Source organism: Desulfobacca acetoxidans DSM 11109, assembly GCF_000195295.1.
Classification (GTDB): Bacteria; Desulfobacterota; Desulfobaccia; order Desulfobaccales; family Desulfobaccaceae; genus Desulfobacca; species Desulfobacca acetoxidans.
In genome coordinates this window covers 2,007,956-2,033,264 of the sequence record NC_015388.1, presented here as the reverse complement: position 1 = coordinate 2,033,264, position 25,309 = coordinate 2,007,956, and the positions used below count along the sequence as shown (strand labels likewise).

General features: G+C 57.7%; 17 protein-coding genes. 1 reads left to right on the top strand and 16 read right to left on the bottom strand.

Annotation, left to right across the window (positions count from 1 at the left end):
- The 16 genes from DESAC_RS09065 to cfa all read right to left on the bottom strand — a co-directional run bounded on the left by DESAC_RS09065 (position 1) and on the right by cfa (position 23,895).
- Entirely contained in the window at positions 1-2,391 is a 2,391-nt protein-coding gene (locus DESAC_RS09065) for a baseplate J/gp47 family protein (RefSeq protein ID WP_013706765.1), read from the bottom strand.
- On the bottom strand, positions 2,388-2,768 hold the full coding sequence (locus DESAC_RS09060) for a GPW/gp25 family protein (RefSeq protein WP_013706764.1): 381 nt from the start codon (positions 2,766-2,768) through the stop codon (positions 2,388-2,390). Before DESAC_RS09060 ends, DESAC_RS09065 begins: the two co-directional genes overlap by 4 nt.
- A gap of 74 nt (positions 2,769-2,842) precedes the next feature.
- The gene (locus DESAC_RS09055; protein WP_013706763.1) at positions 2,843-3,190 is read right to left on the bottom strand and encodes a hypothetical protein; all 348 of its coding nucleotides are present in this window, start codon (positions 3,188-3,190) and stop codon (positions 2,843-2,845) included.
- Between the two features lie 55 nt (positions 3,191-3,245).
- Positions 3,246-3,815 carry a phage baseplate assembly protein V gene (locus DESAC_RS09050; RefSeq protein WP_013706762.1) on the bottom strand — a complete coding sequence of 190 codons (570 nt, stop codon included), beginning with the start codon at positions 3,813-3,815 and terminating at the stop codon, positions 3,246-3,248.
- A gap of 54 nt (positions 3,816-3,869) precedes the next feature.
- On the bottom strand, positions 3,870-4,937 hold the full coding sequence (locus DESAC_RS09045; RefSeq protein ID WP_013706761.1) for a phage late control D family protein: 1,068 nt from the start codon (positions 4,935-4,937) through the stop codon (positions 3,870-3,872).
- A gap of 4 nt (positions 4,938-4,941) precedes the next feature.
- A complete protein-coding gene (locus tag DESAC_RS09040) occupies positions 4,942-5,220 on the bottom strand; it encodes a hypothetical protein (RefSeq protein WP_013706760.1) in 279 nt (92 codons plus the stop codon).
- Positions 5,221-5,231: 11 nt separating this feature from the next.
- Positions 5,232-6,065: a hypothetical protein gene (locus DESAC_RS09035; protein ID WP_013706759.1), complete on the bottom strand. Its 834-nt coding sequence runs from the start codon at positions 6,063-6,065 to the stop codon at positions 5,232-5,234.
- A gap of 12 nt (positions 6,066-6,077) precedes the next feature.
- Positions 6,078-12,968 carry an eCIS core domain-containing protein gene (locus DESAC_RS09030; RefSeq protein ID WP_013706758.1) on the bottom strand — a complete coding sequence of 2,297 codons (6,891 nt, stop codon included), beginning with the start codon at positions 12,966-12,968 and terminating at the stop codon, positions 6,078-6,080.
- Between the two features lie 7 nt (positions 12,969-12,975).
- Complete coding sequence (locus DESAC_RS16065; RefSeq protein ID WP_013706757.1) at positions 12,976-13,203, bottom strand: hypothetical protein; 228 nt, start codon at positions 13,201-13,203, stop codon at positions 12,976-12,978.
- Between the two features lie 68 nt (positions 13,204-13,271).
- A complete protein-coding gene (locus DESAC_RS09020; protein WP_013706756.1) occupies positions 13,272-15,398 on the bottom strand; it encodes an ATP-binding protein in 2,127 nt (708 codons plus the stop codon).
- 76 nt (positions 15,399-15,474) lie between these two features.
- Positions 15,475-16,746: a Pvc16 family protein gene (locus DESAC_RS15285; protein ID WP_013706755.1), complete on the bottom strand. Its 1,272-nt coding sequence runs from the start codon at positions 16,744-16,746 to the stop codon at positions 15,475-15,477.
- Between the two features lie 200 nt (positions 16,747-16,946).
- The gene (locus tag DESAC_RS09005) at positions 16,947-17,771 is read right to left on the bottom strand and encodes a hypothetical protein (protein WP_013706754.1); all 825 of its coding nucleotides are present in this window, start codon (positions 17,769-17,771) and stop codon (positions 16,947-16,949) included.
- A gap of 34 nt (positions 17,772-17,805) precedes the next feature.
- Complete coding sequence (locus tag DESAC_RS15280; RefSeq protein WP_148231216.1) at positions 17,806-18,585, bottom strand: hypothetical protein; 780 nt, start codon at positions 18,583-18,585, stop codon at positions 17,806-17,808.
- A 113-nt stretch (positions 18,586-18,698) separates the two neighbouring features.
- Positions 18,699-19,199: a phage tail protein gene (locus tag DESAC_RS08995; RefSeq protein WP_013706752.1), complete on the bottom strand. Its 501-nt coding sequence runs from the start codon at positions 19,197-19,199 to the stop codon at positions 18,699-18,701.
- Positions 19,200-19,504: 305 nt separating this feature from the next.
- Complete coding sequence (locus DESAC_RS15275; RefSeq protein WP_013706751.1) at positions 19,505-21,985, bottom strand: phage tail sheath family protein; 2,481 nt, start codon at positions 21,983-21,985, stop codon at positions 19,505-19,507.
- A 794-nt stretch (positions 21,986-22,779) separates the two neighbouring features.
- Positions 22,780-23,895 carry a cyclopropane fatty acyl phospholipid synthase gene (cfa, locus tag DESAC_RS08980; RefSeq protein WP_013706750.1) on the bottom strand — a complete coding sequence of 372 codons (1,116 nt, stop codon included), beginning with the start codon at positions 23,893-23,895 and terminating at the stop codon, positions 22,780-22,782.
- Between the two features lie 795 nt (positions 23,896-24,690).
- Between cfa and DESAC_RS08975 the strand changes: the two genes are divergently transcribed.
- A complete protein-coding gene (locus DESAC_RS08975) occupies positions 24,691-25,296 on the top strand; it encodes a hypothetical protein (RefSeq protein ID WP_013706749.1) in 606 nt (201 codons plus the stop codon).
- Positions 25,297-25,309 lie beyond the last annotated feature (13 nt).

The following is a 25,309-nucleotide window of genomic DNA, read 5'->3' as shown; positions in this document are numbered from 1 at the left end:
CTAGGCACCTCCATTCACGATGACGTCGATCGTACCACGCTCCGGATAGAGGCGGTCGTTCTGCAAACGGATAATCGTATCAACTCCCGGGGCGTAGAACGCCTCGAAACAGCCAAACTCCCGCCAGTTAAAATGCCCCCGTCGCCGGAAACGGATTTTTTCCACTGCCAGCACCCCGGCAACTGCACCTACCACTGCCTCCAGGGCGCCGCGAGACAAGACCGTCCCAAAGGTAAAGTTGTCAGGCGAGAAGAAGCCCTGCGGACCGGTGAGAGCTTGGATAATTGCCTCTTTGACTGCCCCGGCGTAGGATGTCGGTTCGGCGCAGACGGTGATCTCCACCTCCAGGTCGGCATAGTGCGGTGGGCGTTGCCGGGCATCCTGCCCTGCCTGGCGGAAGCGGTCGATCTGCCGATTTATCGCGGTCCGCTCTGTCTCAGTCAATTCCACGGCGCCTTGCGGGTCGGCGCTGACGAAGATGGTGCGCCAGCTTCCCGTCCAGCGCATCGACGCCCCGGCATTCTGGACTGAGTCCAGCCGTTCCACCGCTTCAGCATAATCCTCCGGTTTGACCGCCCGATAGGTGACGGCGCGGAAGGCCTCCGGCGCCTTGGCCCGCACGCTCCCGGCGCTCTCGGCCGGCAGCGCCCCGCTCGCCGCGACAGGATTCGTTACTGCGGCCACAAAGGGGATCGGCGTTGCCGGATCGATGCGCCTCAGGACGTGGCGCGGCAGGTTCTCACCCATATTCAGGCGGTAGTCGGCAATAAACACCGCTCCCTCCGGCGGGATCAGGCCGAACTCGCCATCTCCGAAGCGAATCGTCAATCCCGCGCCGAATTTGTAATCTTCGTGAAGGTATTCGCCGCCCGGAATAGGATAGCCGACCACCCGCCCCCAGGTGCCATCGTCCAGGGTGAAATGCTGATCAAAGGCTGTTGATGATGCCGCGCCCAACAGCGAATTACGCCATTCCCATTCCTCGGTCGTAATCGGCTTCCAGACGCCCCCGATTTTCTGCGCCCGGTAAAGCCGGATTTCAGCACCCAGCGCCCCGCGTGCCTCACGGTAGACATAGGCGATCCCATTCTCCTCGCTCCCGGGCAGGCTGATGCGATAAATCGGCGCCCCGTCGGCGCCGCGCCGGACAAGCGTATGGTCCGGCGGTGCCTCCGGATCACTCGAACTTCCCACGGTGAAGGCAAACCGCTTCGTCAAACCGGCCGTCGCCGGAACAATATTGCCCCGCACCTCCAATGCCGTCTTATCCAGGCTAGACGGCGTCGGCGTGTCCCAGGTGAAGCGGCTGATCGGATTCCCGGTCAGCGGGTCAACCAGATCCACGACACTCAATAACCGCACAAACAACCGTACCGCCGGATCGGCAGGATCAAGGGGGTTGGTCTGCAATAAGATCGGGTAGCCGCCGCTCAAAGGCGGAAAAGCCGCCGCGGCTGCTCCGCGCACCTCCATCCTCGTCGATCCGGCGGGGAGTTCCACATCATCCTCATCCCAGAAATACGGAATAAAACGGTTGCGAGCCGGATCGACGCCATAACCGCCGCTCGGATCAAAAAGTCCCGTGCCGACCTCAAACGTATAGACACCATCGGCATCGGTCACGCGAGTCCCTACGGGAATAACGCCTGCCGCTGATGCGGTAAAATCCAGGATCGTGCTGGCCGCCTGACCTTCGAAGGGTTCATAATCCACCAACCGGGCGTGCTGCCGGAGCGAGAACCGCTGCGTGGCGGTCGACAGGTAGGCCTCCCGGCTGATACGATCTTGACTATAGGCCATTTCATCAGCCAGCGCACTCATGACCTCAACCAGCATCACGCCGACATCCGCCTCCAGCCGATCCTGCCAATGCGGATACCGTTGCGCGGCGAAATCGAGCAGGGCCCGACGAAAGCTTAGAAAGTCGCGGGCTGTATAGTCGACCGGATAATCAACATAAGATTCCGGAAAGGGCGACGCTACCTCAGGTTCGCAGTCCAGGCCGGTTTCACAGTTTACCTGAAAATTGAACACCTTACTATCATAATAGGGGTCCAGACGCGGCGGCAGGGCAGGATCAATAATAGTCAGCCGGTGATCCGCCCAAGAAGCCGGTCGGATCACATCTAGCCGCATGACCGTGCGTCCGCCCACCACCGCCCAGTTCAGGTCCGTAATGGTTACCTCCGGCATCCCCCGGTCGCGGGTATTCTCAATGCGAACGGCGCTGATCGGGATTGTTCCCGGTAACGGGACGTCCAGGGTTTCGGGCGGACGCAAAAAGAATACATCCAACCGATCCTGCGATTCATAGACATAGACAAAGTCAATCCCCGTCAGGACCGACTGTCCGTAGAGCAGTTCCAGGCGATCTTCGGCCCCGGTGGTCATCGCGTCACCTCAATATTCAAAATTCGTCGTTCCATGCGAGCTTTCAAGACATAACGGACCGTGACTGCCAACGTGGACTCCAGGGCCTGCACTTCCACCGCGCCGACTTCGATGACCGAGCCCAGCCAGCGGGTGAGGGCCTGGTAGACGGTTACCTGAGTAAGCGTCGCCAGGGTCGGATCGTTGGGTGCAAACAGCAGGCGCCGCACCCCGCAGCCAAAATCCGGGCGGTGGGGCCGTTCCCCAGGATTAGTAAGCAAGACCTGCAAGATCATCTGTTCGACGTGCTTGGCATAATTTGTTTCCACGGCGATTCGGCCCAGCGCCGTATCAACCCCTACCGGATATCGGATACTATAAATCGGTTGTGCCGGCATGGTGCGTCCCTTTCTTATCCTGCCTGGCCTATCCCTTTAGGAACTATAGCCAAACCCAGGTAGCGGCGTCAGTATTACCTGCTGCTTGCCCGCATCTGCGTGTTAACGACGCTCACGGTACCCTGCGGAGCCTGTTGAGCGCTGAAGCAGAGTCCAACACTTCCTTCGCTCAGGGTCTGCTGTTGATCAACTTTCAGACACATATCTGCTACTAGCCATTCGACCCGCACGCACGGGCTGGGGATCGTACCGGATGGTGCGGGGATCTGAAACGGGCAACCGGAGATGGTAAAGGTATCGCTTCGCCGTAACACAAAGGCACCGCTGCCGGCGCTCACCCGGGTATTGGAACTCACCGCCTGCACCTGCCCGCCGTGCGGACATTGCATCTGCGTCTGCGTAGTCAATAAGCGTCCGGCCATCTAACCCATCCTTTCGATTTATTGCTGCAACTGCAAGATCCGAAGGGCTGGCCCACTAGGTTACCTCCAGGGCCCCGTCGTTGATCTTGACGCTCACCTGGGTGACTTCGACCTTCTTGCCGCTTCCCTCGAGGGTTATCCCGCCGGTAGCCACGGTAGCAGTCGAACTGCTCACTTCCGCCTTGATTTCGGTGGAAATCGTCAACGTGGCCCCACTGTTTGCGGTGATCACCATCTCCTCCGCCTGGTCATCAATCGTGATAGTGAACGCACCCGTTTTCCACAGTTTGACGTTGTCATCCTGCCCGGCTTCGGAGGGCATTTCGCCATCCCCCCAAAAGAATCCGACCCACACCGGGTAACTGATATCGCCTTTCTCAAACTCGATCCACACGTTTGACCCGACTGGCGGGAAACTCTTGAACCCCACTTGATCTCCGGCATACGGTACGCACGGCATGGCCCATACCGCCGTCCCGTCGGCAAACACATCCGGAACTTCAACTTTCAGCCGCCCTTTGCCGAGGGGATCGTTCGTATCAGTCACTCTGCCGGCGTACTTGCCGAAATAATGGCTACGAATCCAGGTCACTACCGCATCGAGGTTGTAGTTGTCTAACAGCATGGCAACTTCCGTTCCGGGTTAGCGAAGTCAGGAAAGATATCGGCCCGGCGGACCTCAGGCCCTCCATCCATTCCGCACCAGGGTAAGGGTCATCAGGTGATCGTCGCTGCTTATGACGTGCCGGACCGCCGCCACAAAATAGGAACCGCTGAAACGGGTGCCCACCCCGTCCACATTGACCAGGGTATGGGCGTGAATCACGGCACCAACTTCCTGGGCGCTGACTGTGCCGGTCGCCTGCACAAACCAACTCGTATCGTTCAGCACGCCCGCGGCCCGGCCGGTGAGATCGCCCACGTCGGCAACCGCCGCGATAATACTGGTGGAGCGAACTTCACTGGCAATGGCGTTGAGCGGCACGTCCCCGGCAAATGTAGACGGCGGCGGCGCGCCGGAGCCATCCATTATCGTTTTGGCGGCGCCGTCGTAGGCTGCCGCGATGATGCTCGTCGGGCGCTCCACATCCCAGGTGATGTCAAAGGCGCGCATATTCGGGTTGTCCAGATTGATTGTCAACAGGGGCGCTTCGGCCACGGCATTCAACTGTACCGGTTTGAAGTAGGCCGTCTCCTCAAGCGTTTCATCAGCGCGCACCCAAAACAGGTAACCATTGCGCCGTGCCAGCATACGGATAAAATTCAGGTCGGTATCGTGCTGAATGAGCGTGCGCTTGTTTTCCAGATGGCGGGTATTGGTGCTCTCCACTTCGGGCGTCAAACCATAGCCGCCGACGATGCTGGACACTGCGTCGCTGTCACTGGTATTATCGGCCCATTGGGTAATCTTTGTCTTCCGATCCATCAGAATGGTGCTGTCGCCGCCGATCACTTCCACGGTTGAGCCCTCCACCCCATGTATCAGCCGGATTTGATGGCTGAAGACGTAGCCTTTGACCAGACAATCATTGAAACCCGAACCGCGCTGGAAGACTGCGATCTCGGCTCCGGGCGCCAGGCGCGCCTCCTTGAGTGGAAAGAGGTCGCCGTCCGCATCGCGCTCCACCGGATAGCGCAGATAAAACGTCGTCGGCCTGCCGACTTCCTCGTGCACTTCGGCCAGCAACAATCCCATCAGATCATCGGCTCGCCTGCCCCCGGCGACAATGACAGTGCCCCAGACCATGAGCTCAACTTCCCTTGGCCGGAATGGCGATCTCAATCAGTTCGCTGATCTGCTCGGCAAACATGGCGTCATTCATCAAGGCGAGGCGCCAATACCCATGCGGATCATTGAGGTAGCGGGCCGCCAGATGGTCCAGTCCTTCCCCCTGCCGCCGGACATGATAACCGAGGAAAATCTGCCGGGGGGCCTCCGGCGGGACAACCGCGGTGACGGTGCGACCACGCCCGTCGGTCACAGTGATCGTAGACGCTTTGGCATAGCGGCTCTTGACATCAAAGTTCATGTCGATTTCCTCTAAAAGGGCAGCAGGTTCATGATCGATTCCACCGAGTTCGCCAGGTTGGCGGTGGCCAATACCTGCTTTTGCACCATGGTAAACTTATAAGCGCCGACGGCGAACTCTTCCTCCGCAGTCAGCGGGATCGCCGCGGCGCTGTCTCCGGTACCCCGATACCGTTGGAAAGCACTCGGCTGCAACACCGTCAGACCCAGGGAGACGGTCGCCCGCAGCGGATACAACAGCGGCGAAAACGTCTGTTCTTCCACGCTGAAGCTAGTGACCCGGACCGGCACGATGCGGCCGGGACCCCAGATGAAGAGGGTGACCGGGACGTTCCGGGACGGGATTTCACTGCCCGAGGGACTGCCGCCACCCCCTCCACCGACGGCTGCGCTGATGGCGCCGCCGGCCGCACCTCCCAAGGAGCCGCTGATCGACCCGAGCAGGCTGATACCCTCGGTTATCGGATAGAGCAGCATTTCCAGGGCTGCCAAGCGATCCGCGACACCGGTAGCCACAGCGATCGGGTGAGATTCGGGTTTTTCCAGGGCGTCGGCGGCGTCAACGATCAGGCGCAGGGTGAAAGACTCCTGCGGATCATACGGCTGCGCCCGCGCTGCGGCTTGGGTTGCCTCCCGGGTCTGACCTTCACCGGCTGCAGCGCCGGCTCCCGGCGCCGGCCGCGGTTCCTCCGCCGGTTGTGGCTCATAGGGCCGCAGCGAACGCGACAGCGTCTCAGGGTTATACTGAAAAATAATGATGTTCGGGATCGGGATCAGCAGCGGCGCATCAAAACGGATCAGCGCCCCCTTCAACAGCACTGGAGTCCTGGTAAAACCGGTTCCCATTGTCTTTTACTCCTAACCTCGGTACCAGTCCGCCATAATCTGGCGATTCTTCTCTTCAATGGCATTGGCTACAGAAGTCAATTGGGTGTTATGCGGGGTATATTCAGGTTTTAGTACCCCAGGGGCAGTCTGCGTCTGCGGCCGGTTCAAGGCGAACATCCGGTAGCTTACCGCCTCCCAGTGTTCGCGGTCGTTGACGTCTCTGTTCAGCGTCCGCCTCAGCGCCCGCATCATATCCCGGAACATCCACATGTAGGTGTCGCGGATTGCTTCAAAGACGGCGGCGTGATTCGCCGAGGGCTGCAGGTTCGCCTGTCTCAATATGCTAAGCTTATCTTCCGGGGGTCTTGGACTCATACGGCCGCGCAGAAAACCGTAAAACTTCCGGTCTAACAACACGCCCTGGGTGTGTGAGCCGGTAGTTTCAATACTCGGTTCCGCCTCAGTGAAGCTCCCCCACGTGGTGGCCGCGTTGATGTGGAGCTGCCCTTTCTGATGGGTCTTGGCCGCCAAAGAAATGGCCGGTAGTCCTCGCCCGCGATCTGTCGTGGAACCGGGGTCAAGTCTAGCAAAGTCCAGGGTTCTTCCCGCACCGCTAAAACCGGTAGCGGTGTTTCCCGTCACGCTGAAGCCCGGCGGGAACAAGGGTCGGCCGCCTCCCTCATGGGCGATTTTGGTCGAAGCGCTTCGTAAGTTCTGCAAATACTGGATTAACAAATACTGGGGGATATGATGCGACTGACGTCCGGCCCGCGCCGGCCGGGACATCATTCCGGCGCCCTCGCCGGACACCGGCTCCAAATCCACGTCACCCGTTGGCCTGCCCGTCAATTGTCCATGGGTACCGACGCGCAACCCCCCAAAAGTGGCATTGCTCACCTCCGTCGTGGTAGTGTAATTCTCCCAAGTATCCACCGAGCCGCCGGCGACTGCGTCCAGCATCTCGCGCATCCGGCGAATAAAGGCATCGCTCAGCCGGTATTCCTCACTATCCCAGATCGGCACATCGGTTCCGCCCCCGATGATCTCGACACGGATCTTCGCCCATTCCAGGTCGGTGAATCGGGCGTTAACGCCTGGGATCGGCGGGCGGCCGCGCTGGATGCGAGTATTCGTCTGCCGTTTCATCTCCTGGTATACCCGGGTATTGCCGTGAACCTCGCCAAGATCGATATTCATCACTTTGACAAAATCGACAGTGCGCCCGGTTGGATCAATGACAATGTCAAAGCCGGTGGATTCGGAGATGTAGTTGGCCAGATTCTGTTTGAAGCTATCCGCATTCAGGCGCAGCCGATTGCCCCGGAGGCGATAGCTGTAGAAAGTCAGGGCGCGCAGGCGCGGCTCGGTTATCTCTCGATAGGAACTGAAATAATGGCTGATTACCCGGCGAGCCGTAGGGTTGTTAAACGTCTGGGGACCGTGGTGGCGGGGATTGGTCACGGCCGTGGTGACCTGAAGTTTCGTTCTCGTGGCATTCCAAATTCTACGCGCCTCATCCACCGCAGCGGTGAATTCGCCCCGGCGTTGGGTGGCGATCGATGCCGGGATGGAAACCAGCGTTTCGACCTGCTGTCTGAAGGACTCAGCGACTCGCTCCGACCCGAGGAAGTCAATTGTCCGTTGGATGATATCACTTGATATAATGGGAACAAGCCCGCCCAGCTCGTCCGGTTCCTCAACGGTCAAAGGATCGTCGTGGACGCGCCTGAAATCCGCCGCCCGCGCCATCCGATCGGCAGCAGCTTCCCGCCGGGGTTCCCGACGCAAACCGCGACCGGCTGCGCCCATCTCGGGATCAGGGGCATGCTCCATAGTAAGCGGACGCGCCCCGGTCTGCTGCAGGACATGCGCCAGCTCGTGTTTTAGCACGCTCTCGGTGCGCGGGTTGTGCAACGACAATCCCTCGTTTAAAAAAACATGGCTGCCACTGGTCAAAGCTTCGGCACCGTAATATTCTGTGACCCGGAAGGAACGCCGGTCGTGATGCAGGCGCACATGGGTGAAATCATGCCCGAAGGCCCCCTCGTAGCGGAGCCGCTGCGGCGTTGGCAGCGGCACCCCGCCAGCGGCAGTGACTTCCGGCGGACGGCCTGGCAGGGCTTCAGCCTCTTCCTCGTCTTCTTCGCCCCGCTTCCTGGCCAACATCGGCTCCAACGCCGGCTCAGTACCCAGTTCAACCCGTTCACGCTCTATCGCCACCGTGAGATCCGGAAGATCACTGGCATCCACCTGTATGAGGGTGCCGAACAGGTCACTAAACAGGGCATTGATCCCGTTGATCATATCGGTGCGCGCCCCGATCAGCATGGTTTGGAGTTGAACCTGAAGATATCCCTGCCAAAGGATATTCGGGTCAAGCCCCTGTTCCCGAAGCTGGGTCGCCAACACCCGGGCCAGCTCGCGCCGGGGGTCAAAATCGACGCCGACTCCCCGGGCAATCGCTACGCCGTTATCAATAAACCGTCTCACCAGCCGCCCGCGCGTCCCTAATACCATCAAGAAGCGATCCAACAGGAATTCCAAGACCAGATCTAATGGCAAGATTTCCCCCGGAATCTCTAAACCGTTCAGTCCTTCGAACAATTCGATGAGCGCTTCCCGCAAGGGGTTGGAGATGTTTTCCTGGATATTGCCTTCCAACAGGTCGCCTAAAATTTCCCGTGCAGTTTCCAGATCTCTGGCCCGGACCATGCTCCCCATCTCCAGGATGCCGGGAATGGCGCGCAGGAAGCGGTTGACCCGCGGGCGCCGTTCGACCATGCGATGCGCACTGATGAACCTGGCGCGTGAGCGTTGCCGCAACCCAAGGAAAGCCTGTAAGATACGTCTGCCGGTGTCTCCGGCGAAATGCGCCAGGCGTCCCATGACCCCGGCCCGGCGAGGCGAGGAACGGCGGCGGGCAGCGGCGGCAGGGCGTGCCAGCCGAGCCTGGATCTGTTCGAGAAATGGGATATCCCCCTCAAACAACAGGTATTCCCACAGACGTTCGAGCATCCGGGAGCGCATTTCCGGCGAGACAAACTCTTGCAGTTCCTCGACCACCCGCATGGGTTCTTCCAGGATTTCGGTCCGGATACGCGGCAGTTCGGTAATCAGGAATTCCGCAAAATCTGCGATCATCACGATGATCGGTCCGGCCGGTGGAAAAAACATTGCGGCAATTTTGGCAGCCTCCAACCCTCCCCGAAAAAACAGTTCAATCGCCTCTGCCGCCGCCACCAACCCGCGCCGGATCGATTCCATAGTCACTGCATGCGCCAATTTCTCCAACATCACTTCGTTGGGACGCGCCATCGAACTGGTCAGGGTGAGGGTGCGCCCCCCCGTGGCGCTTGTGGCACCACCGGCGCGGGTCTGTTCACCTGCGGCTCCCGCTTCAGCGGTGGGGCTGGCTGGAGAGGCCGGAGGTTCGGCGATGCTACCCGTCTCTTCCGCTCCTTCTGCACCGGACAGAATCTCTAAAGTAATGAGCGGGAAATTACGGCTGCGCTGCTCGCGGGTATATTCTGTGCGGCTGATGCTTTTCAGGATCGACGGCTGGTAGGCTGGCGTGCCGTGGCCGTATGAATCATGAAAGATGAATGGCTGATGTATCCGGATGAGGCGATAGCTGACCCCATCGATGATCAGGGTGTCGCTGACAACGATCGGGCGTTCGGTCTCAAGGCGTCGTAATTCGGTGCCAGCATCGTTGGTGCGAAAGCCGAAGCGCGCCTGTAACCGGTGAATTACCTCGATAAAATGTCGGCGCAGCTCTTCCAGGGGCGTTCGTCCGGCGATCACCTCCTCCACGCTTTCACTGCTGTGCAGCACCCTCTGAAGCAGCTCCCGGGCGTTGTCGCGCCTGAGAAAAGCAAGCGCTTCCATGATGTAGCCGAAGAAGTTCGTCACGATATCGTAGCGGTCTTCGACTTCAATACCTTCAAAAATAAAGCCCAATGGACGCACAAACGCCGCCCGCATGTTGCCCGCCAATTTCAGGATCAGCACCGCCATGTGAGCCGCCCGTTCCGCCAGCACGCCAGGCGGTGGATGTGCCTCGGTAGCAATGTCCTGCCGGTAGCGTTCTATCAGGGTGATCACCCGGCTGGGAAGGGCGTAATTGCTGATGCTGCTGTCCGCGGCGTACGCTTCCAGGTGCGCCCGAGATTGGTTTTCGATTACCCGGCGGTCATGGATGCGAGCCTGGGTAAGCAATACCTGACGTCGGCTCTCAATGGCGGAGATATCGGTTCCTAGCGCCGCATTCAACTGTGCCATAAGCTCATCGAAAAACGTTACTATATCTGCGTTGGGGTCACGCCTCCGCCGCTGTTCAGCCGCATCCATCTCCCTGTCCGACATTGCCTGCGAGTTAAGATATTCCAACAAGTTATAAGGGGTAATGGTCTCTGTCGTTCTTGTCTGCAGGCCGGCCCGCACCGGGGTGATGCTGCAGACGTAGTTCACCAGGCGCTGAAAATTGGGTAAAAACCAGACGTACGGTCGGCTGGCGCGAAAATTCGGGATGATATGGGCTTCGGTGGCGTGGTTTTCCAGCCGCAGCAGTTCGTCAAAGCGGGGGTGGTTGCGGATCAATTCTGCCATGTGGGCGCGCTCTGTCACCTCGCAATCAATGCTATTCCACACCAGCACGTAGTCGCGCGGCGCCCAGCGGCGTGGGACGGGAACCTCCTCCCGAGCGGCCCGCAGCGCGTTTTGAATGATGCCATAGGTTTCTGCCGCCAGGGGGTCTCTCCTGCCCTCGATGGCCCGCAGGATGCGTCTTAGTGCATTGACCAACGCCCGCTCGTGCAACAGATAAAATATCCGCCGTATCTGGTTGACGTTCAGCCCCCATCCCTCAACCGGTTCAGTAGGAACAAAATCAGTCTCCAAATGCTCCGGGTTGGCATTTTGGTCATACCAGTCACCGGTAAAAGCGAGATAGCTTTGACCTACGTCGCCACCGGTCAGGACCCGGGCGGCGATATCCTGAATATTGACTGCACCCCGGGCGGCAGGCACCGCCGCGCTGGTCATGGCGCCAAGCTGGTAGGCGTATCTCGCCAGCCGATAGCGGTTTCGCAGCCGCACGTCCGGTAAGCCGTCATACTCGTTTATAAAACGCCTGTCCAGGGCTGCGTTGTACTCATCAATGACGCTGATGACGCCATCGATGAAAAACTGCGCCATACCGAACCAGAGGGCGCGCTCCAACTTGGCTGGGTCGCCCGCATCGCCGCGCCTAAATTGTCGAAATAATTCGTTGCCGAGCGCCAAGCGCTGCTCATTTAGCACACTCTGCAGCCGTACCAGGGCACGCCCATAAGCCGACGGTTCCAGGAGCACCGGTGGATCACCGCCCAGGACATTTCCCAGTTCGGATTTGACCCGGCGCAAAAATCCGGCGTACACCCGATTGCTCTGCACTTCGGCTGGAATTTGCAGCAGTTCCGGCGGGGTTGGCGCGGTTCCGACCCGCCCTGCGGCTCTCGCCCCGGTGCGGCGGCGCGCCGATTCCCTGCCGGGTGCTTCAAACAGACGTCGGAACAGGAAATGCGCCGCTTCTGCCTGCTGCGCCTGCCGCAATTCCGATTCCGTCCAAAAGTCGAGCGCCTGCTGAGCCACGCTCGCGGTCGGCGTGCTCAGGCTGCGGAAGATACGCAGTTCGTGCGTTTCCCAACGTCGCGCCGCGGCCAGGATGGTTCCCGCCGCCAACCGCCGCCGGGTTGTCGGGGCCAGATCCAGGCCGGTTCGCTCCAGACCGCGCAGATCCGTCTGCAGACTTTCGTTGATAAGACGCAGCGCCCCCCAGGCACCCCGTACCCGTTCATTTTCAAGATCAAAGGCGCCCTCACGCTGTCGACGCAGGAATTGGGTGGCGAAATTATTGAGCGCAGTGCGGATGTCGGCCGACGAAACCGCCCCGCGCACTGGATTCATCAGGTAACGGTAGATATTTTCCAGGTACCGGTCGGGATATAACTCCCTGATTCCTTCGATGCGAGAAAAGATGGCCGCAAACCAATCCAGGCCGTAGTTTCTGTCAGTCTGCAAAAACTCAAGAAAATCTGTATCCGGCAGCGCCGTCGGCAATGATGGATCATGTTCGAGTAAAGCTGCCGCACCCTGATAACGTCCTAACGCCTTCAGGGCATCGAACAGTAAACTTCTTGCCGGGCGTTCGCTGCTGTTGAACTCACCGGAGGTCACCCGGCTCTCAAAGACCGTCAGGTTATTCACGCGTTCGGTGCGCCCGCCGCGCCTGCGCTCTACCATAACGCCGCGACCTAACTCGGTCGAAAGTGTCGCCCCGGCCCCGACCAGCGTTTCGATTTCGGCGATCATAGCCGTCATCGAGTCTTGCACCGCTGCTGATTCGGCCTCGACGCTTTGCTGATAAGCCTGGCGCAGCCTTGACCAGGCAATATCGAACTGTAACTCGCCACTGCCATAGTGTGCCGTGGCGGTCATCACACCGTCGGGGTTCATACGACCGGTCTGTTGCAGGACATGGGCCGTCTCGTGGGCCAACAGCCGCAAACCTTCGGTAGTGCCGGGCCGGTACTCATCCGCGGCGAAAAAGATGTCGGGGCCGCTGGTAAACGCCCGGGCGCCTTCGGCGGCGGCGAGACGCGCCGCGGCGGCGTCATGATACACTCGCATCCGGTCCAAGTCGGCATTGAAGCCCTCTTCCAGCACCGCCAGCACCTTATCTGGCAATCGTTCCGGGCGCGTACGGCAGTCATGAACCGGCACGCGGGGCGCCGCCGGAGTCTGGGTCAACAGCCGGTTCAGGTCCTGTTCGCCGTTCAACAGGCGTGCCGCAGCGTCTTTGGCCTGGCGTTCATGGGTCTGAACCGTCGGCCGTCGCGCCTTGGTCTGTACCGCCTTTTTCTGCGCCGCCTGTTGTTTCATACCTCGGTTACATCCCCTCAATAATAGTCCTGACAACCTGCACTGCCAGCTGCTCCATGGTTTCATTGCCGCGTCCGCTTACCCGTGCCCATATGCGCCCTGCTTCACGCGGCAGCACCTCACCCCTGGCAAGTCGTTCGGCCAACAGCGTCCCGATCCGCTCGCCCAATTGCCGCCCCTGGGCCGGGGTCAAATTCTGCGCCCGAACTCGAATGTTGCCGATGTGAATGTCCATTAGGCTGTCTGACGCCTCAATCGATCTACCTGCCTGTCCCTAAAAATGAGGTGAGGCTCAGGGAAAAACTATGGGTACTTCAACCTCACTCTTTCCCGCTCGCTTAAGGCGCGGCCTTCCTTCGCCATTTCACGATCCAGACCACGCAGCAGATGATCAGTCCGGAGGGCAACGCCGTCCCGACGCGCCGCAAACACCGCAGTCAACACGGCATATTTGATCTGGGCCCCCGTCAGTTCGATCTCCGAAGCCAGCCTCTCAATCAGCGGAGCCAGACAGGCGGCGGCCTTTTCTCCCGCCAGGGCGCTAATCAAGCGGATCCATAACTGCAGACGCTGATTCGCATCCGGCTTGGCAAACTCCAGGACATAGCGCAGCCGCCGAATGAAAGCCGGATCAATGTTCCCCTTGCGATTTGTCGCTAAAAGGGCAACCCCACCGTAGTTTTCCAGGGCTTGCAGGAGATGGTTGGTATCGGTGTTGGCAAATCGGTCATGCGCATCCTTGACTTCGGTGCGTCGGGAGAAGAGTGCGTCGGCCTCATCAAAAAACAGCACTACGTCCATATCCGCCGCCCGTGATAGAATGTGCTGTAAATTATGAGATGTTTCACCTACGTACTTACTAACCACGGCGGAGAGATCGATGCGGAACAGGTCCAATCCCAACTGGGCGGCGATGACCTGCGCCGCCATCGTTTTGCCAGTCCCCGGAGAGCCGGTAAACAGTGCGGCCAATCCCCGCCCTTGCGGGAACAGGCGCCGCGCCTGGGGTTGTTCCCAGAAGAGCACCCGATCCCTAGCCTCGTGGATGAAGTCGTTCAAGGCTTCGTGCAAGGTGTCCGTGGCCACCAGGTCATCTTTGGCAAACGGACATTCGAGCGGCTGCGCCAGATTGTCCAACAGGTGGCGCTGGCTGTAACGCAGCGCCTGGGCCATACCTTGGACCGATACACCCGGTATGCTTGCGGCAGCAACAATCGCCCCCGGCCGGGCGTTGAAGCGCTCCGCCAGTTCCGCCACCTGATCCGGAAAGGCGGCGGCGGCCTGAGGGGCGTACTGCTTCCACAGAGACTGGCGCGTGGCCACTGCCGGGGCGGGTAGGTCTACCCGCAGTTCAATGGCGTTCGGGATCAGAGGAGCGGCGGTTTGGGCCTCCCGCAGAATAAATTGCACGGGGAAATGTGAAATATATTCTGTCCAGGGCTTCGCTCCGGCGGTATCTGTTCCGCCTTTCCACGCCAGGGCAACGCGATGCAGAAACGCATGCCGGTGCGCCTGGATAAAGACCTGCATCCAGTCATCTTCCGGGATGGCGGTGGTATCAATCGCCAGCAGCGGCATTCCCAAATGACTGGCTATGATGGCGGCAAAGGTTTGCCGCCCGCTTCCCGGCGGTGCCACAATCTGGATGACGACCGTACGGGTCGGATGATCTTTCAGGGCCTCGGCGGCAAACGTTGCAGCCGACTCCACATTCCACTCCGGCAGCGGCTCGAGTGGCCGGACGAGTCTTGCCCGTCCCACCAGAAGCGGGTCAGGTTCGTCCACGCCACTGAGCCAATTGCGGATTGTGGGGTCAAGCGTCAGCTTGCCGAACTGATCGCTGCCGCCCGCCAGGTCCGGCACCATGGATATCATGCGCCAGCGCCTGAGTGAACTGTCGCTCCCCCAAAGACCGAAACGTCCATGTCCGCACAAACGAGCCGTTAGCGCCAACGTGGGATAGGTTCGGGTTGCATTGTCCTGACAGTAGGCGTAAAGCCGCCCCAGCGCCGGGTCGACCCCCGGCGCCAGACAGATGTGCAGCAGATCGCGATCAAAGTCATCCAGGGCAAAGATGTGGATCAACTGCGACAGGCGCGAGACCCGGTCGGCTTTAAGCGCCTCTTCCACCGCCCCAATCTGGGTGTTCAGTTCCGTCCGGGTGTGTTGCCATTGCCCTTCCGCCAGCGGATCATCCCGGTCGTTTAACAGCGACTCAATCTCGGCTGTGGAGGCCAGAGGCATATCGCCTGTGGCCGGGAACAGACGTTTCCCGTAACTCGCCGCCGGGGCGGACATTCCTTCGGTCAACCAGAGCAGCCGACGTCGGGCCAGCAGCCGGATGCGCCGCAGTACCGCATCAATCGCCGATTTGTCATCGTGGATTGAGATTTCTGGGGTTAGAGAAATCGGTACGGCCATCCGGCTCATCGACTTACTCCCGATGCTTCCCCAAGTTTGTACTTGGGAACATAGAGGGATCTGAATTCATTAAAGAGTTGCATGTTCACCCGACCACCCACTGCGGTGCGCTTTCTGCGCCGTTGATAATCAACCGAAAGCTGACCGCTTCGCCGGGAGTCAATCCCACCGGTAGTCGAACCGCTGCGGTGGTTGGGTTGATAACGGCGAATTCCCCTGACTGAAGGTTGACGGCATTACCCGGCGTCAGCCTGGTGGCGCCAATGAAGACATGCACATTTTCGGCAGCAAGATCAGGATGCTCGAAAATCGAGCCATTGACCGTAAAGTTTCCCTGTGGGTCCGGGGGGCTGATCGCCCCGATACGCGGGGCGATGGCGAACGGTGTTTCATTGCTGCTCGTTTCCAGGATACGCGTGCCGTGGGCCATGGTCGACCAGCGTTCCACCCGCACGGAAGCGGCATAAAATCCCGGCAGAATGTCCCTGCCTGCAGCAGTGGCGCGGGCGGTGGCGGTAATGCGGCTAGAGGTCACGGCAACATCCCACGCCGCGTCGACTATTAGGGGAGCGGCCCAGTCCAGGCGGCGGATTTGCAGATAGACTTTATTTCCCGTAAAGGCTGAACCGATCACCGTGAAACCCTGATCATAGGTTACCTGCGCCGGCCTCAATTCCAGAGAGCGGGGATCGGTTTCCCCCGGTAAGGTAAAGCTGATGACGTTGGCCGTCGTATCGACTCGGGGGGTATCTCCCGGAAGCGTAAAGATATTGTAGATCAGCACCCGCCCGGGGCGGAGCGGGGTTTCTTCCGGTTCGAGTTTGATTACCGCCACGTGATAATAGGCCGCCAATCGTTGGGGATTTGATCCCGCCATCCAGTAGCTCACCGCCTCTTCGACCTTTACCGGAAGCAGGGAGATCCGAAAAGCATTGTCTTTGCCTCGCAGCAGGGGTTGCATAATGACTACTCCGCCGACGGCGGTATTATCGTTTATCAGCGGGTAATCATGCAGGGCCTTCATGGCCAGCCCCATCATGAGCTGTTCGCGGTAGATGCCGGTGCTGCCGTTTTCAACATCGCTGTGCGCCGTCAGCAGGTAAAAGAGGTTGAGCGCCAATGGATTATAGCGCACAGGGACGTCACTGATGCCGGGGATGTAGGTATTTTTGTTCGTCGTTTCTTCGGTGGCGTGGTAAAGGTAGAAGCCCAGCGTATTATCACCCGTCAGTTTATCCGGCGGCATTGGGTCGACTGCAAGCACATTGGCCGGATTCCAGGCCTCAGAACCCGTAACGTGTAGTCTGATCAGATCAATGAGGGTCTGCGTCACCAGGGAAAGATCGAGCAGTGCCATGGTATCACTTTCGTAGCTGAGTTAGAAAATAACCTTCAGAGGGCGCAGCAAGCAGTGACCCTACAGAGGTTGATTTTCATGGTTGGCAAAAAAGGCCCTCTGCTGTCAGCAGCCAGCTTCCAGCCACACCGATACGTTCAGTGCTGACCCACAACCGCCGGAGGTTTAGCTCCTTCTCGACCGGACTGTCCTGATCACGACTACATCTGCCCCAACCCGAACCCGCGCTTGGAGCGGACACCGGCCCGGGGGGCAGGCGATACCGCTGGCCGCAGAGCCCGTGGGGCGGACATCAGCGGCGCTCGCGTCAGTACCTCAGGCGCATTCACAATCTCGACCACTATATCCCCGATAGTAATCTGAGGCGAGGCGGCCGGCGCGACAGGCGGTAACATCGGTGCGTCTGGCCGAACAGGCGGCTCCAGCGGAGTCGAGGGTGTCTCCCCTCCCGGAGGCTCAATAAAGGTATAGCTCACCGATTCCGGCGGTTTTATCGGTGGTGGCGGTTTGATTGTCTGTTCGAATCCCGGCAGGGGTTGGGAGAGCGGTTCATTTACCCCCAACGGCTCTACTATTTCACGCACCAGGCGCTCCACTGTTTCATTCCCCCGTAGAGAAGGGAGAATTATTTCCTCCTCAGACTCGAAAGGGTGCACTGAGAGAGGGGCAGCTCTTTCCGGCGATATCTTCGATACTTCTTCCGGCAGAGGTTTGAGTTCCTGAGGTTCCGGCGGCGCGGTCATCCTCTCAACGATCGTTTCCCTGCCGAGCTCCCGGGGGGCGGACATGCTTTTTTCTTCCGCTTGAGAGACCGGCGGAGGAGGGATTTTCGCTTCTCGGGGCTCTACCGTTACCGGCGGGGACGGTAATACCTCATCTATTTCCTCCGGTTCGGAAAACGGATCATACACCGGTGCTATGGGGGCATCGGGCGGCATGAGGTGGGACGTCACCGGAGAGGCGGCGCGGGCGGCGGGCATACCCATGCGAGTTATCAATCTTTGCAGATAAGTACCTGGTTTCATATACCATTCCACCTGCCTTGAGGGACTATTTTCTTCAACCCGACCTTCTCCGTAAGGCACTTCCCTGCCGCGCCCAGCTTCTTGGGGCACTCGCCTCGATGAGAGTGAGGTGGCGCCGCCGTTCGGACCGCGTCAGGCTCAGGATATCTTTTAGGCCCCAACCATACGCTTGCGCCAGGGTATGAACCTCGCCGGGCAGGCGTTCTTTATCGCTCAACAACCGCCGCAACAGATACGTCCCGAGATCGAAATCGGCGGTTTGGCGAGAGCCGCACTCCGGACAGGCCGCTTCAATCTCTTTACTCAACAGGGGAGCGACCGCCTCCATAGCTGCTTCCACCGCCTCAGGGTCAGCATCCTCGGTAAGCATACAGCGTCTCAGCAATTCCTGCCGGGCCGCCTCCGGAGCCAGCCCAAAGGTGGCTAGTTCATCCTCCCCGGTCGGCAGGCGAAAGCGCCCGCCGTCGGCTGTCTGGTAAATCCCATCGGCTGAAAGAGTCAGAGGACAGGCTTGGAGCATGTCCGACAGCAGGAAAGACAGGTCGAAAAGTTCCCCACACTTCGCGCAGCGGGGGCTGGCGGCGATCACATTGCCATAATTTTCGGTGTATATAACCGCCAGCACCCGGTCACGCACCGCCGCGGCGAGCGATTTTGCCTCTCCCGGTCTGATCAACCCGCCGGGACGCCCTCTATTGAGGCGGTCGATCAGCGCCAAGGCATCAAAGAGACCCAGACCGTCGATGCTGCGTTCGTCATACCCGGTCAGCGGCCGGAACTCCACCCACCCTCCGGGGATTGTCCATATACCCATCGCCTGCCCAATCCGATCGCCGTAAGATGCTTTGCATCTACAAGCGGTTAAAACCCCCTCACCCTACCCCCAAGGGGGAGAAAGACAATAAGAAAGGGGCCTGTTGGGAATGCTTATGGTTCAGCCGGTTCGGTCACGGATTCGTCGCGTTGCCAACCCTCGTTCTGCAAAACGATGCTCTGGATGAGCACGGCGTTGGCGTTGGCGTCCAGTTCCGCCATCGCCTGGTATTCCGACACCCAACAGCGAAAGATCTTATAAGCCATCACCACTTGCCCGGCCTCGTTCATGAGCTCGATGGTGATGTCTTTGCGGAAATCTTTCAACGATGAGACGACGCCCGCCGATACATCGTAGACTTTATTCGCCCAAGCCTCGAACTCCAGATCCCACGTGACGCCGCGTTCCAAGGTGATTGCTTCATATTTCGAGCCGGCGGGCGAATGGCGCGGGGTACTGAAGTCCCCGCCCTCGCGGTGCGAGACAACTTCCGTAGTGCGTTTGAGTGCACTTACCTTGCTGACTCCCGCCACCGGGCGACCATCCCACCGGACACGAAACCGATAATTCTTGTAGGGATCATAGCGGTGGGTATTAATTGGAAAGAGTGCCATGCCTTCTACCCCCTATCTTGTAGACTATCAGTCCGCCGCAGATTTCACCAAACCTTGCCACCGGATTTCCTAAGGGTTTATAGAGCTTCGAGTTTCCGGTTTCCGGTTTTTGGTTGGTAATCAGAGAATAAGTTCTGCACAGGCTAGAAAGCCTGTGCTACCGATAAACCATTTTCAGGGAAAGCATATCTCGCACAGGCTAGAAAGTCTGTGCTACCGGTTAAGGATTTTCGTGGTTTCCCGGTGACTTAGAAATAATGACCATGAAAATGAAAAATCTCAAGCTGTTTCACCGCCGTCGATGCCTACACCTGCAACTGCCCGGCCATCTGCTGCAGGTACAAGATCACGAATTCGGCCGGTTTGAGCGGGGCAAACCCCACGATGATGTTAACGATCCCGAGGTTGCGGTCACTTTGGGTGGTTGTTTCCCGATCGCACTTGACGAAATAGGCGTCGCTGGGCTTGGGACCCTGAAAGGCGCCGCGCCGATAAAGGTCGTGCATAAAGACGCCGACGTTGAGGCGGATCTGGCCGTACAGCGGATCGTCATTCGGCTCAAAGACCACCCATTTGAGGCCGCGATAGAGGCTTTCTTCAATGTAGAGCGCCAGCCGACGGATCGGGATATATTTATATTCGCTGGCGAAATCATCGGCGCCGTCATTGGTGCGCGCCCCATAGATCACCAAGCCGTTGGGAAAGGGGCGCAGAACGTTGACGCCCTGAGGGTTCATGGCGCCATGTTCGCCGTCAGTGAAGCGGTGTTCCAGCCCGACGATGCCGCGCAGGTCCGCTTCGACGCCGGCGGGAGCTTTCCACACCCCGCGGGTATTGTCGATGCGGGCGTAGACGCCAGCCACAGCGCCGGCAGCCCCGAGGGCCTTGGTCTTTTTCCCGTCGCTGATCAAAAGGCGCGGGAAATAAAGGGCACTGTGATCCTTGACGAGGCCGACTCGCAGATTGGCAACTTTGGTGCTGGCATCCTGGGCCGTCTTCCAGGCTTTGGGGGCCTCCATGACCAGAAAGGCGCGTTGCTGTTGGCAGAATACGCTCGCCGGACCATAGACCAGGGATAAATCCACTGCGGCGGCGTCGGCATCCTCCGGCAGGACCATGATGTTAAAAATATCCGCATCTTTTTCTACCAATGGGAAGGCGTTGGTATAGTCCTGCAGCGTCGGTGCGGTTCCGTCGGTAACGGAGGGAGCGGCGGCGCCGTTGGTATCGACGGCCGGGGTGGGTGTCTGGAAGGTAGTTACCAGGGCTCCTTCGCCGATGCTGTAATAGCGGGTATTGACGTTGAAGAATGGTCCGATATCCTGCGCCACCGGATCGGAGGCGAAGGTGGCGGAGACAGTGTTCGCCGTTCCGCGCGAGGTAGTCAGCGTCAGGCGATTGCCCGCCACGGACGCCGACCAGAAAAAGGTAAGCGGGTTGGCATTGCGATAGGTATTGACTGCGTCAGCCAGGCGCTGCAGGATGGTCCGCAGTCCCCCGAGACTATTTAACCACAGTGGGGTCGTTGCCAGGGCGCCGCCTTCAGCCAAGAGGTTCACCGGCACGGTGGCAATCGCTGGAGCGCCGGCGCTGTCGAAGGCGCTCAGCCGGAGGGCCAGGATCTGATTGTGCTGCAGATCACCGAGGTCGCGCAGCACCGTCTGATCGGCGGCCTGCAGGCTGATGCCATTCGGGGCCGGGCGATGGGCACTGTAGGCCGAGACCTCGATACCGCCCTGACCGGCGCCCAATCGCAACGGCACGCTCAGATCGTTGGTGGCGCTGGGCGTAATCACCACGCTGGCGCCGCTGGCCACATTCGAGGCGATTTTGAGGACGGAGGCGCTGTCCGCAGTCCCTGCAATCCCAGCATCCAATACGGCACCGGTGACGACGTTGGGGACATCATTGGCGTCATCGAGCGTAACGGTTACCGTTGTCCCGGCCTGACCTGCGGCCGCCAGTAGATTGTTGATCTCATCTTCAATTGCCTGGGCGATATTCGCGGCCGTCGGCGCCGCGATGCCGGCGATATCCACCCCGTTGAGATTGATCGGGATCACGGGCTGGCCGTCCACACTGATCATAAAGCGGTTCCCCCCGATCGAGGCATTCCCCAGGCGGTTGGCCCACATATCACGCAGGGTGGTCAAGTCGCCGCTGTCGTATACCACCGGCTGTCCACTCAGACTGAAGCCGGGATTCGTCGCCGGCAGCGGAGCGGGAACAGCGGCGCGCACCAGACTGGAGTTAGTGTTAACAACCTCTGGAGCATAGAGCGCCGCAACAGGATTCATGCTCAGATTTTTGTAGGTTTCGGCCTCTAAAATGGAAATCCGCCCCCCGGCATCGACCTCTTCGCGGAAGAGGTCGAGGTTGAAGGTCGTTTCCGGATTGGCACCGCCATAACTGACCACTGCCCGGATGCTATTGCCGATGGCGCCGGGAAATTTTGCTGTGAGTTGTAGAACTTCCGTCACACCATCTTCGGCCAGCAACGTTGTCTGGGCAAAGGTGGCGCCGTTGGCAATGCGCATCACGTAACAGTCTGTCCCCCCATTGAGGAAGAACAGGCGAACGTGGTCGGCCATGGCGCTGACGGAGGTATCACTGGAAAAGGTCCGTTCGAAGTCGGTATAGGAGAACAGCCGCACCGCTTGATTGAGGGGACCTTTAGACGTTCGCCCGATAAACAAGCCGATTGACGTACTGACGCCGGCTATCGAGCGAACCCCGCTTGGTATTTCTTGAACGTAAACACCGGGGTACGTGGGCGTTACTGCCATCTTCTCTGCCTCCTTTTTCTTTGTGGCAACGAGCGCGTCCCTGGCACGATCCGTTCAGGGCGCACAGTTACGTCTTCATCGGGTAGGCGGGCAACGTTGGCTGTCCGCATTTTATTGAAAGACACCAACCTCCAAGTCCGGATTCGATAAGGGCTCTTGATGATGCAGACTGGAGGTCTGCGCTACTAATTTTTCCAATACCAATTCTTCTGGTACAACTCCCGATACACGGAAAACGATATTATTTCCTCGCTCGCTAAGAGCTTTACTTCGCCTCATATTTTTGAGAAAGAGCCAGATACAGCTTCGATAATAACTCTGTTCCCATTATAGCAAGAAAACTGGCCAAATACGTCACGGCGCGATGCTTGCGCTATTAGACCTATTTACTGGCATTAATACTTCAACCATTCATTCGACGTGATGAATGTCTGCCTATCTCCAGTTGCTACACCGATTATCTGCTAGTAATAAGCTCTATGTGGTTTGAAATACTTTTAGGGGGGCTCCCCTGGTTGAACTTCAGCCTTACAAGGTGCTGAGTTTTTAAGGAATATGATATATGGTGGAGGAGGTTGAAAATGTTCTCTATCATTAGGCGAGACCTTGCCCTTTGCCTAATCTTGAGATATTAAAAATGTAAAGTAATGATAGCCTTTCTCAGCGCGTTTGTCAAGAGCACAAATTTAAGAAATTAATAAGTATATTTAAAATATGTTTATATTAGATTAAATATGTTTATCGGAAGATGAATTTCAAACCTTGGTTCGGTTCTTGGTTTGAGAGACAATGCGTTATCGCACTGATTCATATCCTTCTGGTAAACCGCCTTTTGACAGGACAATCTGCCAGACGCTGTTTTTGCGGGAGCGAAAGGTCCCGGCCGAGGCATGTAGATAATACTTCCACATGCGATAGAAGCGGTCGCCGTATTTTGGCCTGAGTGCGGCCCAATTAGCATCGAAGTTCTTAAACCAGGCCATGAGCGTCTTGCTGTAGTCGAGGCCGAAGTTGTGCCAGTCTTCGATGATGAACAATTTTTCCATGGCGCGGGTGAGCTGTACGGCAGAAGGAACCAGGGAATGAGGGAAGATGTATTTGCCGATCCAGGGGTCGGTCTCCTTGGAAGAGCAATAGCTGCCGATGGTGTGCAAGAGGAATAATCCTTCCGGTTTCAGGTGGTCATACACCGTCTGCATATAGGTCCGAAAATTTTTATAGCCGACGTGCTCCACCATCCCCAAAGAAACGATATGATCGTATTCACCCTCGATATCGCGATAATCCTGAAACCTCAGTTCTATCGGCAGGCCGGCGCACAGTTCCCGGCCCAGGGCAAGTTGCTCTTTTGATACTGTAATGCCGATAACCGAAACCTGGTATTTTTCGGCGGCAAACTTGGCCAGGCTGCCCCAGCCGCAGCCGATATCCAAAATTTTCTGCCCCGGCTGCAGATCCAACTTCCGGCAGACGAGATCGAGTTTGGCTTCCTGGGCTTGGTCGAGGTTGCTGGCATGGCACCAGTAGCCGCAGCTATAGACCTTTCGCCGGTCGAGCATGGCGGTATAGAGATCATTGCCGATGTCATAGTGGTGTTCGCCGATATGATGAGCGACCGATTTTTTCTGTCGATTCATCACCCTCTGGCCGATGATCCAGAGAAGCGTCTTCCAATTGCCGGTAACCTTCTGCTCCAGATCGGCACGCAAAACCCGGTTGAAAAATTCATCCAGTTCCTGAACCTCCCACCAGCCGTCCATATACGCTTCTCCGAGACCCAGAGAACCTTCCCGCAGAACCCGGCTGTAGAGACGATCATCATAAACCTGCATATCCCAGGCGCGGTCGCCATTAATATGCACATCCGCAAGATTTAGGAGACCCTGAACGATCAATTTGGCGGAACGCATAACAATGTAGGTTGTTCAACCCCCTCCTGAATAGCTTACATTACTGGCAGTTAGAAAAGTGATGATTTATTTTCCCCCCCATCCTGACCCTTAATGCTGTTAAATTAAGGTAGGTCATTGCCTACCACTCATTCTGGGCTGCCCCCCTTCCGTGTCAATAAACATTGATAATAATAGCCTTTACACAGCCTAGAAAGCCTGTGCCACCGGCAAATGATTTTCTTGACCTGCAGGTGCTTATGAAAGATTAACAATAGCTTGATTAATGAATCTGATGACTCCTTGAAGGTGCAGTCCTCATTGTCTACCCCTCGATACCTGGTATATTATTTAATAATGGGTAAAATGTCAAAAACATCGTGGAGAAAGCCGGGATTTGGTGCAAAATTTTTTTGCGTGGGTCGCATGGTGGATATAGAACGTTTAGGATGGCACCAACCACCTGAGGAGGGCTGTCATCTGGCCAGGCGCGGCAGGTAATGGTATTTAAGAAATTAGGAAAAAGGCCGATAACCTAAAAAAGGGTATTATAATGGTCAAATTAAATAAGAATATTTACTTAATAATTGTCATTATTCATATATCACCCATAAACCATGAAAATCATTTGCCTGTGTAGAAGTTATTTTCTAACTAACGGTCATTCTTTTAAAAACACCCACAAACCATGAAAATAGTTTATTGGTAACACCGGCTTCCAGCCTATGCAGAAGTTATTATCCCTGTAATTCTACTTGATAATTAATAACAAATAACTATTTAGTTAATATTACTTCAAAAAGACAGCTTCAAAACATGAATATAAGTAATCCTACACGGATATTAGTGTATTATCCTATCGTTCACACCCAAGCCGATATGGGTGCCCTCAAGGAATCGGTGGTTCGGGCCACGTTAGAGAAAACGGGCCGAATCGGATTGACTCGGAAGAAAGCACTGATAGATCAGGTCTGGACAGAGATTGAGAAGTCTATCGAAGGGATGTCTCTCGCTTTTGATCGGGTTCGCCTCTATCAGGATGGACTGCCGGTATGCGGACGAGAGGCGGCAATTGTCGCCGAACTTGCCCAGCAAGGCAGCCGCAACCATCAACTCTTATTGCGCCTGATGGACCGGGGAGCGGTGCTCATGGGCACCGAAGACCGCGATCTGCTGTTGCAGGAATATCAGTTGTCCAAGCAAGTTTTGAAGGGAAGTCAACCCCGGTCTGCCGGGGTACAAACTCTGCGCCGGCAAAGGAGTGAAAACCTGTTGACACAGCGGGATCACTTTATGGCGCGGCGTATCAATGAAACACTTCGAACCGGAGAAACCGGTATCCTTTTTATAGGTCTATTCCATTCATTGAGAGGCTATCTGGACCAGGATATTAAAGTGATCTATCCGCTCCAACCGCGATAAACCTGGGGGTCCC